The sequence below is a fragment of the Burkholderia sp. 28_3 genome (assembly GCF_003253915.1).
Taxonomy (GTDB): Bacteria; Pseudomonadota; Gammaproteobacteria; order Burkholderiales; family Burkholderiaceae; genus Burkholderia; species Burkholderia cenocepacia.
This window is the reverse complement of sequence record NZ_QKZF01000035.1, coordinates 1-13481: the sequence shown is the minus strand read 5'-3', so window position 1 is coordinate 13481 and position 13481 is coordinate 1. Positions and strand designations below refer to the sequence as shown.

Sequence of the window (13481 nt, the reverse complement as noted above, 5' to 3'; positions counted from 1 at the left end):
TCGTATCGGGTGCCGTGTCGGGCGCCGCGCTGCGCGTGATGATACGCGAGCGACGCGCCCCGTCACCGCGCTGGCCGCTCAGTGATAGCCGACGTCGCCCTCGCGCACCTTGCCACGGAACACGCGGTACTGCATCGCGTTGTACACGAGGATGATCGGCAGCACGATCACGGTGCCGACGAGCGCGAACAACTGGCTCGAATGGCTCGACGACGCGTCCCAGATCGTCAGCGACGGCGGCACGATGTTCGGCCAGATACTGATCACGAGCCCGGTGTAGCCGAGGAACACGAGGGCCAGCGTCAGCAGGAACGGCGTGGCCTCGTGCGCGCGCTTCACCGTGTGGAAGATGCCCCACACGCATGCGACGACGAGGACCGGCACCGGCAGGAACCAGCCGAGGTTGCCGCTGCCGAACCAGCGGTGCGCGACGGCCGGCAGCCCGATCACGGTCCACAGGCTCACCACGCCCATCACCGCGAGCAGCACGCCCGTGAGCGGCTTCATCAGCAACCGCATCTTGCGCTGCAGTTCGCCGTCGACCTTCAGGATCAGCCAGCCGCAGCCGAGCGTCGCATAGGTGACGAGCACGCCGATCCCGCACATCATGCTGAACGGCGACAGCCAGTCGAACGGCCCGCCCGCGAAGTGGTTGTTCTCGATCTTGATGCCCTGCAGCAGCGAACCGAGCACGATTCCCTGGCAGAACGCCGCCAGCGCCGAGCCACCGATGAACGCGAGGTCCCACATGTGCTGCGTGCGGGTGGCTTTCGCGCGCAGCTCGAACGCCGCGCCCCGGAAGATCAGCCCGACCAGCATCAGCACCAGCGGCAGGTAGTTGGCCGGCAGCAGCGTCGAATACACGACCGGAAACGCGCCGTAGAGGCCCGCGCCGCCGAGCACGAGGAACGTCTCGTTGCCGTCCCACACCGGCGCGACGGTGTCGAGCATCACCTGGCGCTCGGCCTTCGCATCGAAGAACGGAAACAGCAGACCGATGCCGAGATCGAAGCCGTCCAGCATCACGTAGATGAATACGCCGAGGCCGATGATCGCGGCCCAGACGACAGGAAGATCGATGTGCATGGTTACTCCGCCTCGGTGACGTTCAGCGGCGTGGACAGCGCGCTCTTGCGCAGCCCCGGATGCCGGTGCAGTTCGATGTAGCCGGCCTGGGCCGCCGGCCCGCGCTTCATCAGCTTCATCATGTAGTAGATACCCGTTCCGAATACCAGGAAATACACGACCACGAAGACCAGCAGCGACACGCCGACCTGCTGAGCGTCGAGCGGGGAGACCGAATCGATGGTGCGCAGCACGCCGTACACGGTCCACGGCTGCCGCCCGACCTCGGTCGTGATCCAGCCGGCCAGCAGCGCGACGATGCCCGACGGCCCCATCGCCACCACGAACCACTGGAACCAGCGCGTTTCATACAGGCGCCCGCCCTTTCTCAGCAGCAGCCCGAGCAGCGCGGTCAGCAGCATCAGCATCCCGAGGCCGGCCATGATCCGGAACGTCCAGAAGATGATCGGCGAATACGGACGGTCCTGCGGCGGGAATTCCTTCAGCCCGCGGATCTCGCCGTCCCAGCTGTGCGTGAGGATCAGGCTGCCGAGGTGCGGCACCTGGATCGCATAGCGGGTGGTTTCGGCCTGCATGTCGGGCAGCCCGACGAGGTTCAGCGCGGTGCCGCCCTTCTCGGTTTCCCACAGCCCTTCGATCGCCGCGATCTTCGCCGGCTGGTATTCGCGCGTGTTCAGCCCGTGCGCGTCGCCGACGACGATCTGGATCGGCGCGAGCACCAGCAGCATCCACAGCGCCATCGAGAAGCTGCGCTTCACCGGCTCGTCGCGACGCCCCTTCAGCAGGTGCCACGCGCCGCATGCGGCGACGATGAAGCCCGCGACGATGAACGCCGCGATCGTCATGTGCACGAGACGGTACGGAAACGACGGGTTGAAGACGACCTTGAACCAGTCGACCGGCACGACGAGGCCGTTCTCGATCTTGTAGCCTTGCGGCGTCTGCATGAAGCTGTTCGACGCGAGAATCCAGAACGTCGAGATCAGCGTGCCGACCGCGACCATCAGCGTCGCGAAGAAGTGCGCGCGCGGGCTGACGCGCTGCCAGCCGAACAGCATCACGCCGAGGAAGCCGGCTTCGAGGAAGAACGCCGTCAGGACTTCATACGTGAGCAGCGGCCCCGTGATGTTGCCCGCGACGCGCGAGAAGCCGGCCCAGTTGGTGCCGAACTCGTACGCCATCACGACGCCGGAGACCACGCCCATGCCGAAACCGATCGCGAAGATCTTCGACCAGAACTGAAACATGGATTTGTAGGCGGCGTCGCCGGTGACGAGATAGCGCCATTCCAGCACCGCCAGGAAGCTCGCCATGCCGATGCTGATCGCGGGGAACACGATGTGGAACGACACCGTGAATGCGAATTGCAATCGGGCGAGATGGAACGCATCGAAGATTTCCATGACCGTAATTTGCTCGTGGTTGTGAGGACGTACGCCCGAAGCAGGAAATCGCGCGACGGCTTGGCGATGACACATGCGAACACAACGGGTCACTCGCATGGCATCGAAGCGTGAATGACGATATCGCGTTTGCAACGATACTCGCAATCACTCGAACGTGCGCTGAAACTGTGCTGCTTGCGCCGCCAAAGATGTGTGCACGGAAAATAGTTTCCGTGCCGGCGGGACGCTCAGCTGTACTGCTTTCCGCGTGGCGGCGCTGTGTCTGCGGCGCACTGTTCACTCCACTTAACATGTTATGCAACGCCTGCCCGCGGCGGTCGTGCGCCCTGCGGCGCCCGCCCGGCGGCATCGAATCCCGTCGTTCGGCGCCCGCGCCGAGCCCGGCCGGCCCGCCGGCCGTCCCGTCTGGAGAAACCCGCATGGAGTCCTGCACCCGCCGCGACGATCCGACCGGCAGCACCGCATGTCAGGTGACGCGCCACCGCGCCGGCGCCGCGTGCGACACCGTCGATCGCGTCGTCGACGAAACCCCGGTTGCACTCGTGTTCAACGGCATCGCGCACACGGTCATGATGGCGACGCCGATCGACCTCGACGCGTTCGGCCTCGGCTTCGCGCTGAGCGAAGGCATCGTCGAGCGCGCGTCGGACGTCTTCGACATCGAAAGCGAATGCCGGCCCGGCAGCGCCGAAGTCCGGCTCACGGTGTCGCAGCAGGCGTTCATGGCGCTGAAGGCGCACCGCCGCGCGCTGGCCGGCCGCACGGGCTGCGGCGTGTGCGGCATCGAAAGCATCGCGCAGCTCGACCTGCACCCGCCGCGGATCGCGGCCGCCGGCACGGCCGCGGGCATCGGCGCCGATGCGATCGCGCGCGCCGCGCGTGCGCTGCCGGCCCGGCAGACGCTGATGCGCGAAACGGGCGGCATCCACGCGGCCGCGTGGTGCGACCGCGACGGCGCCGTGCTCGACGTGTTCGAGGACGTCGGCCGCCACAACGCGCTCGACAAGCTGATCGGCCAGCTCGCGCGCCGCCGCGCCGACCTGCGCGCGGGCTTCGTGTTCCTGTCGAGCCGCGCGAGCTACGAACTGGTGCGCAAGGCCGCGCGGGTCGGCATCCCGATGCTCGCGACGATCTCGGCGCCGACGTCGCTCGCGATCGACGTCGCCCGCGAAGCCGGCGTGCGGCTGGTCGGTTTCTGCCGCGACGACGGCTTCGTCGAATACGTGTCGCCCGCCGCCGTTCACCTCGACCCACTGCCTGCACCGGTGCACCCGGTCCATTCGTCATGAAACCCCTGTTCGATTTCGATACCGCACAGCAGCAATTCGCCGGTGCGTTCGCGCCGCTCGCGGCCGCCGCGTCCCTGCCGGTCGCCGACGCGGCCGGCCACGTGCTGGCCGCGCCGCTGACCGCGGTGCTCGACCAGCCGCCGGCCGACCAGAGCGCGATGGACGGCTATGCCGTGCGGCACGCCGACCTCGCGCACGGCGAGCCGCTGCGCGTCGCGCAGCGCTGCTATGCGGGCGACACGCCCGCGCCGCTCGCGCCGCGCACCGCCGCACGCCTGTTCACCGGCAGCCTGATTCCGCCCGGCGCCGACACCGTCGTGATGCAGGAGCATGCGCACGAACAGGACGGCGGCGTCACGTTCGACGCGCCGCAACGCATCGGTTCGCACATCCGCCGCCGCGGCGAGGAAGTGCGCGCCGGCGACCTGCTCGTGCCGGCCGGCGTGCGGATGGGCGCGATGCACGTCGGGGTGGCCGCCGCGCAGGGGTTCGCGCGGATCGACGTGCGGGCGGCGTTGCGCGTCGGCATCCTGACGACCGGCGATGAATTGATCGCGTGCGGCCAGCCGCGTGCGCCGCAGCAGATCTACAACAGCAACGCGCCGATGCTCGCCGCGCTGGCCGCGGGAACCGGCGCCGACGTCGCGATGAGCCTGCATGCGGCCGATACGCCGGCCGCCGTCGAGCGGGCGCTGCGCGACCTGCACGCGCAGTGCGACCTCGTGATCTGCGTCGGCGGCGCGTCGGTTGGCGACAAGGACCTGCTGCGCCCCGCGCTGACCGCGCTCGGTGCGTCGTTCCTCGTCACCGGTGTGCGCATGAAGCCCGGCAAGCCGGTCGCGCTCGCGCGGCTCGATGCGCGGCCCGTGGTACTGCTGCCCGGCAATCCGGGCGCCGCGATGACGGCGTTCGCGCTGTTCGTCGCGCCGCTGATCCGCCGCCTGCAGGGGCGCGACGCTTGCCTGCCGGTCGTGCCGTCGCTGCCGATCGATACCGGCTTCGAGCCGGATGCGCAGCGCGAACGCTTCGTGCGCGTGCGGCGCATCGTCGGCGCCGATGGCGCGCCCATGCTCGACACGTTGCGCCAGCAAGGCGCCGGCACGCTGCAGTCGCTCGTGCAGGCAACCGGGCTCGCGCGGCTGCCGGCCGGGCGCACGCTCGCGCGCGGCGACGCGGTTCCGTACTACGAATTCGCTCCCTGGCTCGCATGAACACGACGCCGACTACCCGCCCGGCGCGACGCATTCGCGCCATTCGCCGCGCCTGTCGCGCGCCCGGCGCGGCGAACTGTATTCCTGCAATTCGGGCGCGATTGTGTCTCTGCCGGAAAAATCCGGCGGACTATGCTCACGATGAGGCTCGTCACGACCTGTGCGCCGACACGTCGGCACCCGCACGGCCGAACGGCGACGCCCCTCCGCTTACTTCATGCAGGCCGACGACCCGATCGTGAATGCCATCGTTTCCGCCGCGCCGGCCGCCGCCGCTTCATCCGGCGGCGCATCGCCCGGCGCCTTCCCCCGCCCGTCCGACACGCTCGGCCGCCCGCTGCGCGACCTGCGCCTGTCCGTGATCGACCAGTGCAATTTCCGCTGCGGCTACTGCATGCCGCGCGAAAGCTTCGGCGCCGACTACGCGTTCATGCCGTCGTCCGAGCGCTTGTCGTTCGCGCAACTGGAAAAGATCGCGCACGCCTTCACGTCGCTCGGCGTCGAAAAAATCCGCATCACGGGCGGCGAACCGCTGCTGCGCCGCCACCTCGAAGCGCTGATCGAACGGCTGGCCGCGCTGACCACCATCGACGGCAAGCCGGTCGAAATCGCGCTGACGACCAACGGCTCGCTGCTCGCCGCGAAGGCACGCACATTGCGCGATGCGGGGCTGTCGCGCGTGACCGTGAGCCTCGATGCGCTCGACGACGCGGTGTTCCGCCGGATGAGCGACGCGGACGTGCCCGTGGCGCGCGTGCTGGCCGGCATCGAGGCCGCGCATGCGGCCGGGCTCGCGCCGGTCAAGGTCAACGCGGTGATCGAGCGCGGCGTGAACGACGAGCAGATCCTGCCGCTCGTGCGGCACTTCCGGCATACGGGCGTAGCCGTGCGTTTCATCGAATACATGGACGTCGGCGGCGCCAGCTACTGGTCCGGCGACAAGGTGGTGCCGGCCGCGCGGATGCGCGAGCTGATCGACGCCCACTATCCGCTCGTGCTCGTCGGCGAGCCGGGGCACGACGCCACCGCGATCCGTTGCGCGCACATCGACGGCGCAGGCGAAGTCGGCTTCATCGCCAGCGTGTCGCATCCGTTCTGCGGCACCTGCTCGCGCGCCCGCGTGTCGGCCGACGGCCAGCTTTATACGTGCCTGTTCGCGACGCAAGGCACCGACCTGCGGCCGTGGCTCGACGACGCGGCGTCGAGCGCCGACCTCGCCGCCGCCGTGCGCGCACGCTGGACGCAGCGCGACGACCGCTATTCCGAGCGCCGGGCCGCACGGCCGGCCCGCGCGCCGGGCAAGACCTATCCGACCGTGCGCATGTCGCTCGTCGGCGGCTGACGGGCCGCCGCGCGACACCGGATGCGCCGCCCACTGGAGAACCTGTCATGACGACCTTCACCGAATCCCGCGCCGGGCTGCCGGACGATCCGCTGCGTGCCGCCAGCCCGCCGCCGCCCGTCGACGCGACCGACCCGCACCCCGAATCGGCGCCCGCGATTGCCGCGGGCTTCGAAGTACGCGTGCAGCATGCGCCGATCGACGCGGGCGCGGAGCTGGCGCCGATCGTTCGCAATCCGAATGTCGGCGCGGTCGTGAATTTTCTCGGGGTCGTGCGCAAGGAAGGCGACGTCGACGACGTCGTCGCGCTGGAAGTCGAGCACTACCCGACGATGACCGAACAGGCACTGTGGAGCATCGTCGAGGAGGCCACCGCGCGCTGGCGGCTCGAAGCGGTCAGGATCGTGCACCGCGTCGGCCGCATTCCGCTCGGCCAGCCGGTCGTGCTGGTCGTGGTGGCCGCCGCGCATCGCGCGTCCGCGTTCGATGCATGCGAATTCCTGATGGATTTCCTGAAGACCCATGCGCCGTTCTGGAAGAAGGAAATCCGGCACGACGGCGAATCCGGCTGGGTCGAGGCGAAAGCGCACGACGACCTGGCGATGCGGCGCTGGGGCTGACCGCACCCGCTTCGCGTTTTCCGATTCCGCCGCTCCTGCCCGAGACCACTCGATGAAACTGACGATCAAATACTTCGCGAGCATTCGCGAACAACTGGCGCTCGACGAGGAAACCGTCGAGATCGATGCGCGCGAACTCACCGTCGACGCGCTGCGCGGCACGCTGGCCGCACGCGACGCGCGCAGTGCGGACGCGCTGCGGATGGACCGCCCGGTGCGGGCGGCCGTGAACCTCGAAATGGTGACCGGGGAATTCGTCGTGCGCGAGGACAGCGAGGTTGCGTTCTTTCCGCCGGTGACGGGCGGATGACACCACACCGCGCCCCGCCCGTTCCGATGTCGATCCGTCATGCCGTGCCCTGACCGGCCAGCGCCTGCAAGGCTGCAAGCGCCGCCGGGTTCTCGAGGGCGCTCACGTCGCCCGGCGGCAAGCCCCGCAACACGTTTCGCACCACGCGGCGCATGACCTTGCCGTTGCGCGTGCGCGGCAGATCGGGCACGAGATGTACGATGCCCGGACGGAACGGCTTGCCCAGCGCCGCCTCGATCCGGTCGGCCAGCGAGGTCGCCAGCGCGCCCGGCGGTTCGCCTTGGGTACTGACGCAAACCACCAGCCGCTCCCCTTTCACCGGATCGGGCAGCGAAACGGCCGCCACGTCGCGCACGAGCGGCGACCCGAGCACGACCGACTCGACCTCGGCCGGCCCCAGCCGCTTGCCGGCAATCTTCAGCGTGTCGTCCGCACGGCCGAGGATGAAGAATTGTCCGTCATCGTCTTCGAGCAGCAGGTCGCCATGCGTCCACAGGCCCGGCCGCTGGCGCCAGTACGTTTCCTCGTAGCGGTCGGCCGCGTTCCAGAATCCCGACGTCATCCCGACGAACGGCGCGGCGATCACCAGTTCACCGGGCACGCCGCGCACGCGCCGCCCTTGCTCGTCGGCCGCGAACGCGTCGACGCCCGGCGATACGGCGTTGAAAGCGCACGCACGGATCGGGCGCACGGGAACATTGCCCAACAGCGCACCCGACGCCTCCGTGCCGCCGCTGTAGTTGATCACCGGCAACCGCGACCGGCCGAACGCATGGAAGAACCACGCGAAGTGATCCGGGTCGATCACCTCGCCGGCCACCATCAGCACGCGCAGGCTGTCCAGCACCGCGCCGTCGACCGCCCGCGGCGACGCCGCCAGACTGCGGACCAGCGTGGGCGACGCACCGAAGTGCGTGACCTGGTGGCGATCGACGACTTCGGCCAGACGCCCGGCGTCCGGATAGTCGGGCGCGCCGTCGTAGCACACCAGGGTCGCGCCGCGGACAAGCGCGCCGATCGTCGTGAGCGGGCCGACGATCCAGCCCATGTCGCTCGGCCACAGCCAGCGGTCGCCGGGGCGCAACTCGAAGTGGTATGCGCAATCGTGCAGGATCTTCAACGGGAAGCCGGCATGCGTATGCACCGTGCCCTTTGGCGACCCTGTCGTTCCCGATGTGAAAACGATCATGAACGGCTGGTCGGGGTCCTGCGCGGGGAACGCATGGGGCGCCGCCGCGTGCAGCGAAGATCGGGCGTCTGGCGCGACGGGGCCCGCCGGCTCGTCGCCCTGGATAACGATGCGCAAACCCGGCATCCGTTCCTGCAATGCGTCGAATACCGGTTTCAGGTCGACGGTGCGTCCGCGGCGCAGGTAGCCGCCGCTCGCCAGCAACACACGCGCGTCGGCCAGCGTCAGTCGCGCGGCGACGGCGTCCGCCCCGAAGCCGGTGAACAGCGGCACGGCGATCGCGCCGAGCGCCGATACGGCAATCAGGCTGGCCGCGGCCTGCGCCCCCATCGTCATCATGATGCCGACCCGATCGCCCGCCCCGACGCCAAGCGCGCCCAGCCGCGACGCCCGTTGCCGTACATCCCGAGCCAGCGCGGCATAACTGGTCGTGCTGACGCGCCCGTCCTCCGTCTCCGTGACGACCGCCGCCTGCAGCGCACGCGGGCCGTCCGCATGCGCAAGCACATGATCGACCCAGTTCAGCCGACCGCCGGGGAACCATCGCGGAAACGCGGGCCCGCTCGCAAGATCGACATGCCGCCGCGGCAGCATCCGCCACTGGAACTGCAGGTGCGCCATCACCGCGGCCCAGTAGCGTTGCGGCTCATGCAGCGACATCCCGATCAGATCTTCGAACGACGAGGCGCCCACGCGCGCGCAGAGTTCACCCAGCAGCGTGCTGGTCCGCCAGTCGGCCGGTGGCTGCCAAAGTACGTCAGTGGTGCTCATCAAAGCGCTCCGTCCGAATCGTCTGTCGCACGATGCCGCCCTGCCGGATCGCGTCGAGCAGGCAGGGCGACCGTTCAGGGTTGAGGATCATGGCGTGCCTTTGCGCGCCGGAAAGCGGGCTTGCGCCGTTCGCGGAAGGCGCGTGTGCCCTCTTTCGACTCGTCGGTGGCGTAGTACAGCGACAGCGCCTCGAATCCCAGCGCACCGATCGCGCGGATATGCTCGGAGTCCGCATTGAACGACCGCTTGGCGATCGCGAGCGCCGTGGGGCTCAGTGCAAGGATTTCGTCGCACCATCGCGCGACTTCCCCGTCGAGCCGATCGGCAGGCACGACCGCATTGAGCCACCCCATCGCAAGCGCGTCGCGCGCCGTGTAGCGCCGGCACAGGAACCACACTTCCCGCGCGCGTTTTTCGCCGAGGACGCGGGCGAGCAACGCCGTGCCGAAGCCGGGATCCACCGACCCCACCCTGGGCCCCACCTGCCCGAGCTGCGCCGCTTCGCTCGCGATCGCCAGGTCGCACACCGTCACGAGCACGTTGCCGCCGCCGATCGCATAGCCGTTGACGCGCGCGATCACCGGCTTCGGCACGTCGCGGATCAGGCTCTGCAACGCGTCCACGGGCAAGCCGATCGTGCCGCGCCCGCCGTAGCCGCCATCGCCGTGGCTCGTCTGGTCGCCGCCGGTGCAAAAGGCCTGGTCGCCGGCGCCGGTCAGCACGATCACGCCGATCTCCGGATTCCAGCCCGCCTGCTGAAACGCGTGCAGCAGTTCGTCGACCGTCCTCGCGCGGAACGCGTTGTACACCGACGGACGGTTGATCGTGATCGTCGCCACGCCGCCTGCTTCGCGATACAGGATGTCCTCGTAGTTCATCGCGCGGCCTCCAATACCGTCAGCGCCGCGTCGAGCGCGTCGAGCCCCTCGTCCAGCTCCGTGCGCGAGATGACGAGCGGCGGCGTCACGATCACCACGTTGTAGCGCCCGTACGCGTGAACGCCGCGCTTCAGCAGTTCGCCATAGAACGCGCGCATCGGCGCCGATCCCGCCGGGTGGTGCCACTCGACGAGCGGCTCGCGCGTTTCCCGGTCGCGCACCAGCTCGATGCCGAACTGGGCGCCCATGCCCCGCACGTCGCCGATCGACGGATGACGCTCCGCCAGCTCGCCGAGACCGTCGCGCAGCCAGCCTTCGATCTCGCGCGCCCGCTCGAACAAGCCCTCTTCCAGATAGACCTTCAGCGCCGCGAGGCCGCCGGCGACCGCCAGTACATGGCCCGCATGCGTGTGGCCCACGTCGAAGAGTTCCGTATCGAAGTGGCGGGCCACGCCTTCGCGCACCAGGACGCCGCCAAGGGGCGTATACGAAGAGCTGGCCCCCTTGGCGAACGAAATCAGGTCCGGCAACACGCCGACCCGCTCGGCGCAGAACAATGCCCCCGTGCGCCCGAAGCCCGTCATGATCTCGTCGAAGATCAGCAGGATGCCGTGCCGGTCGCACAGGTCGCGAACGCCTGCGAGATACCCCGGCGGGTAGACGACGACCCCGCTCGATCCCGTCATCGGCTCCATCAGGATCGCGGCCACGTTCTGTGCGCCTTCGTGCGAAAGGACGCGCGCCAGGTGATCGAGGGCGCGCCGAGTTTCCTCGGCCGGCTCCGACGTATGGAACGGGCTGCGATACGGATACGGCGCAAAGAACTTCACCATGCCCGGCAGCGCCGGGAACGGATCGCGCCAGCGGTCCACGCCCGTCATCGCGCTCGCGCCGAGTGTGCTGCCGTGATATGACCGGTAGGCGGTCAGCACCTTGGGCCGGCGTGTCACCAGCCGCGCGATCTTCACCGCATCGTCGTTCGCCTCGGCACCGCCGCAGGTGAAGTGCACGCGCAGCCCTTCCGGCCACGGCGAAACGCTGTTCAGACGTTCCGCGTATTCGGCGCGCACGTCGTTGAAGTAGCTGGACGCGACCCAGCACATGCGCGCGGCCTGCGCCTGGATCGCCTCGACCACCTTCGGATGGCCATGTCCCAACGACACCGCGACATAGCCGCTGGTGAGGTCCAGGTAGCGCTTGCCGTTCGCATCGTAGAAGTAGCATCCGTGCGCATGCGTGATGACCGGCGGATTGAGCCCGCCCTGGACCGCCCAGGGCACGAGCACCTTTCGAAACGACGACGCGAGCGCGGGATTCGACTCGCCGTGAATGCTGAGATCCATGTTGACTCCGGAAATGGCATGGCTCACTATTTCTGAGCCTCGTGACAGGAGGCTTGTAGATTAAGCACGCCTTTCCCGCGCAACAAATCAAACGTTTCCGCACTGAGCCTCAATTCAATTCAGTCATGTCGCGACAACTTCCACCGCTGCTCTCCGTCCGCGCATTCGAGGCGGCCGCGCGCCATGGCGGCTTCGCCCGGGCAGGTGACGAGCTGTGCGTCACGTCCGGTGCGGTGGGTCATCAGGTGCGGCTGCTGGAGGAATGGCTGGGCACGCCGTTGTTCATGCGTGGCGCCCGGTCGGTCCAGCTGACGGAGATCGGGCGGCGCTACTTCCTGGAAATCGAGCGCTTGATGGACGAGCTCGAGCGCGCGTCGCTCGACATCCGGCAGGCCGCGGATTCGCCGGAAGTAACGGTCACCGCGATGCCGTCGTTCGTCACGCGTTGGCTGATGCCGCGCCTGGGCGAGTTCCGGCGGCTGCATCCCGACATCGAGGTGCGCCTGCTGGCTTCGGTGCCCGCCGTCGACTTCAGCCGCGAGCGCGTGGACGTGGCGATCCGCCTGGGTGGGGGCCCCTATCCGGGGCTCGTCGCGGAAAAGCTGATGTCGGAAACGTTCCTCGCGGTCGGCCAACCGTCGCTATGCAAGCCGTTGCGCACCGTGGACGACGTGTTGCGTGCAACCCTGCTGCACGACGAATACGAGGCCCGCATTCCGGAGCAGGTGGACTGGGTGCGCTGGTGCCGGATGCAGGACGGGCACGCGAGCGCGGCGCGTTTGCGACAGGGGCCGAGCTTCTCGCATACCTATCTGACGCTCGATGCCGCGATCGCAGGCCAGGGCGTGGCCGTGGCGTCGGACGTCCTCGCCGCCGATGCAGTCAGGCAAGGGCTGCTGGCCATTGCGCCGGGCAAGCCGGTGCAAGGCCCCTACAGCTACCATCTGTTGACGACGCGCGCGGCCGCCGCGCGGCCGCAAATCGATGCGTTCTGCAGTTGGCTGCGATCGGCCGCACGGTCGTTTTCGGCGGCCGGCTGGGCTTGAATGACATGAATCGCACGCGGCAGGTCCCGCCGCCCGCGATCCATGTCACCCGCCCGTTCACCGCATGCACGCCGCGGCCAGCTTCCCGACCGTGATCACCGCCTGCTCGATCTCCGGCGACCACGGGCTGCTGTAGTTCAGGCGGATGAAGTTCCGGTAGTTGTCGGTGATCGAGAACATGTAGCCCGGCCCGATCGTGATTCCCTGCTCCAGCGCGAGCTGATACAGCCGCATCGCATCGACCTGCGCGGGCAACTCGACCCACAGCACGTAGCCGCCCGCCGGGCTCGAAATGCGCGTGCCTTCCGGAAAGAACCGCGACACCATCGCCCGCATCAGGTTCGCCTGCTGCGCATACGCCTTGCGCAAGCGCCGCAGGTGATGCTCGTAGCCGTCGCGTTCGAGAAACTCCGCGATCGCCAGTTGCGGCAACGACGGCGTCGCGAGCGTATTCAGGAACTTCAGCTTCTCGACCTGATCGCGATAGCGGCCCGGTAGCGCCCAGCCGATCCGGTATGCAGCCGTCAGGCTCTTCGAGAACGACGAACAATGCAGCACGATCCCGGTCCGGTCGTAGGACTTCAGCGAACTCGGATGCGTATCGCCGAAATACAGTTCGTTATACACACCGTTCTCGATGATCGGCATCCCGGCCTTGGTTGCGAACTCAACCAGTTCGCGCTTGCGCTCGTCCGGCATCTGGAAACCCAGCGGGTTCTGGAAGTTCGGCATCACCATGCACGCGGCGATCGGCTGCGACTTCGCGATCGCGGCCAGCGCCGCGATGTCGATTCCGTATTCCGGATGCGTGGCCACCTCGATCGCCTTCATCCCCATCCGTTCGATCGCGTGCAGCATCGCGTAGAACGTCGGCGATTCCACCGCGATCGTGTCCCCCGGCTTCGCGACCGCCTGCAGGCACAGGTTGATCGCCTCCGTCGCGCCGACCGTCACGATGATCTCGTTCGGGTCCACCGACATCCCGTTTTC

General features: G+C 68.5%; 12 protein-coding genes. 6 read left to right on the top strand and 6 right to left on the bottom strand.

The genetic code is table 11. The features are described 5' to 3' along the window. Positions 1-78 precede the first annotated feature (78 nt). Both cydB and DFS13_RS36680 read right to left on the bottom strand, forming a co-directional pair. Positions 79-1086: a cytochrome d ubiquinol oxidase subunit II gene (gene cydB, locus DFS13_RS36685; RefSeq protein WP_006498423.1), complete on the bottom strand. Its 1008-nt coding sequence runs from the start codon at positions 1084-1086 to the stop codon at positions 79-81. A gap of 2 nt (positions 1087-1088) precedes the next feature. After that, positions 1089-2489, bottom strand: coding sequence for a cytochrome ubiquinol oxidase subunit I (locus DFS13_RS36680; RefSeq protein ID WP_006498424.1), 1401 nt, complete (start codon positions 2487-2489; stop codon positions 1089-1091). A 422-nt stretch (positions 2490-2911) separates the two neighbouring features. On the opposite strand from DFS13_RS36680, the gene fdhD reads away from it, so the two are divergent. The 5 genes from fdhD (at position 2912) to moaD (ending at position 7264) form a co-directional block, all read left to right on the top strand. After that, the gene (fdhD, locus tag DFS13_RS36675) at positions 2912-3781 is read left to right on the top strand and encodes a formate dehydrogenase accessory sulfurtransferase FdhD (protein ID WP_034203666.1); all 870 of its coding nucleotides are present in this window, start codon (positions 2912-2914) and stop codon (positions 3779-3781) included. Beyond that, complete coding sequence (gene glp, locus DFS13_RS36670; RefSeq protein ID WP_111442804.1) at positions 3778-4992, top strand: gephyrin-like molybdotransferase Glp; 1215 nt, start codon at positions 3778-3780, stop codon at positions 4990-4992. Before fdhD ends, glp begins: the two co-directional genes overlap by 4 nt. A 217-nt stretch (positions 4993-5209) precedes the next feature. Next, entirely contained in the window at positions 5210-6334 is a 1125-nt protein-coding gene (moaA, locus tag DFS13_RS36660) for a GTP 3',8-cyclase MoaA (RefSeq protein WP_111442803.1), read from the top strand. Between the two features lie 47 nt (positions 6335-6381). Continuing rightward, positions 6382-6954, top strand: a complete 573-nt coding sequence (locus DFS13_RS36655) for a molybdenum cofactor biosynthesis protein MoaE (RefSeq protein WP_058903700.1) — start codon at positions 6382-6384, stop codon at positions 6952-6954. Positions 6955-7006: 52 nt separating this feature from the next. Continuing rightward, complete coding sequence (gene moaD, locus DFS13_RS36650) at positions 7007-7264, top strand: molybdopterin converting factor subunit 1 (protein ID WP_006498429.1); 258 nt, start codon at positions 7007-7009, stop codon at positions 7262-7264. Positions 7265-7301: 37 nt separating this feature from the next. Here the strand turns inward: moaD and DFS13_RS36645 are convergent, their stop codons facing one another. From DFS13_RS36645 to DFS13_RS36635, 3 genes are all read right to left on the bottom strand, one after another. Beyond that, complete coding sequence (locus DFS13_RS36645) at positions 7302-9224, bottom strand: AMP-binding protein (protein ID WP_111442802.1); 1923 nt, start codon at positions 9222-9224, stop codon at positions 7302-7304. Between the two features lie 74 nt (positions 9225-9298). Next, positions 9299-10102 (bottom strand): enoyl-CoA hydratase-related protein, encoded by an 804-nt coding sequence (locus DFS13_RS36640; protein ID WP_034203671.1) that lies wholly within the window; start codon positions 10100-10102, stop codon positions 9299-9301. Next, the gene (locus DFS13_RS36635) at positions 10099-11445 is read right to left on the bottom strand and encodes an aminotransferase class III-fold pyridoxal phosphate-dependent enzyme (protein WP_006498432.1); all 1347 of its coding nucleotides are present in this window, start codon (positions 11443-11445) and stop codon (positions 10099-10101) included. The genes DFS13_RS36640 and DFS13_RS36635 overlap by 4 nt, the downstream gene beginning before the upstream one ends. Before the next feature lie 125 nt (positions 11446-11570). On the opposite strand from DFS13_RS36635, the gene gcvA reads away from it, so the two are divergent. Further along, the gene (gcvA, locus tag DFS13_RS36630; RefSeq protein WP_006498433.1) at positions 11571-12491 is read left to right on the top strand and encodes a transcriptional regulator GcvA; all 921 of its coding nucleotides are present in this window, start codon (positions 11571-11573) and stop codon (positions 12489-12491) included. 57 nt (positions 12492-12548) lie between these two features. Here gcvA and DFS13_RS36625 read toward each other — a convergent pair. Further along, positions 12549-13481: PLP-dependent aminotransferase family protein (locus DFS13_RS36625; RefSeq protein WP_134163188.1), on the bottom strand; the 933-nt coding region annotated here is incomplete at its 5' end.

What these genes read in the sequence shown, in the direction of transcription:
- cydB (WP_006498423.1), bottom strand. Translation starts at nt 1,086, where the DNA reads ATGCACATCGATCTTCCTGTCGTCTGGGCCGCGATCATCGGCCTCGGC.
- DFS13_RS36680 (WP_006498424.1), bottom strand. Translation starts at nt 2,489, where the DNA reads ATGGAAATCTTCGATGCGTTCCATCTCGCCCGATTGCAATTCGCATTC.
- fdhD (WP_034203666.1), top strand. Translation starts at nt 2,912, where the DNA reads ATGGAGTCCTGCACCCGCCGCGACGATCCGACCGGCAGCACCGCATGT.
- glp (WP_111442804.1), top strand. Translation starts at nt 3,778, where the DNA reads ATGAAACCCCTGTTCGATTTCGATACCGCACAGCAGCAATTCGCCGGT.
- moaA (WP_111442803.1), top strand. Translation starts at nt 5,210, where the DNA reads ATGCAGGCCGACGACCCGATCGTGAATGCCATCGTTTCCGCCGCGCCG.
- DFS13_RS36655 (WP_058903700.1), top strand. Translation starts at nt 6,382, where the DNA reads ATGACGACCTTCACCGAATCCCGCGCCGGGCTGCCGGACGATCCGCTG.
- moaD (WP_006498429.1), top strand. Translation starts at nt 7,007, where the DNA reads ATGAAACTGACGATCAAATACTTCGCGAGCATTCGCGAACAACTGGCG.
- DFS13_RS36645 (WP_111442802.1), bottom strand. Translation starts at nt 9,224, where the DNA reads ATGAGCACCACTGACGTACTTTGGCAGCCACCGGCCGACTGGCGGACC.
- DFS13_RS36640 (WP_034203671.1), bottom strand. Translation starts at nt 10,102, where the DNA reads ATGAACTACGAGGACATCCTGTATCGCGAAGCAGGCGGCGTGGCGACG.
- DFS13_RS36635 (WP_006498432.1), bottom strand. Translation starts at nt 11,445, where the DNA reads ATGGATCTCAGCATTCACGGCGAGTCGAATCCCGCGCTCGCGTCGTCG.
- gcvA (WP_006498433.1), top strand. Translation starts at nt 11,571, where the DNA reads ATGTCGCGACAACTTCCACCGCTGCTCTCCGTCCGCGCATTCGAGGCG.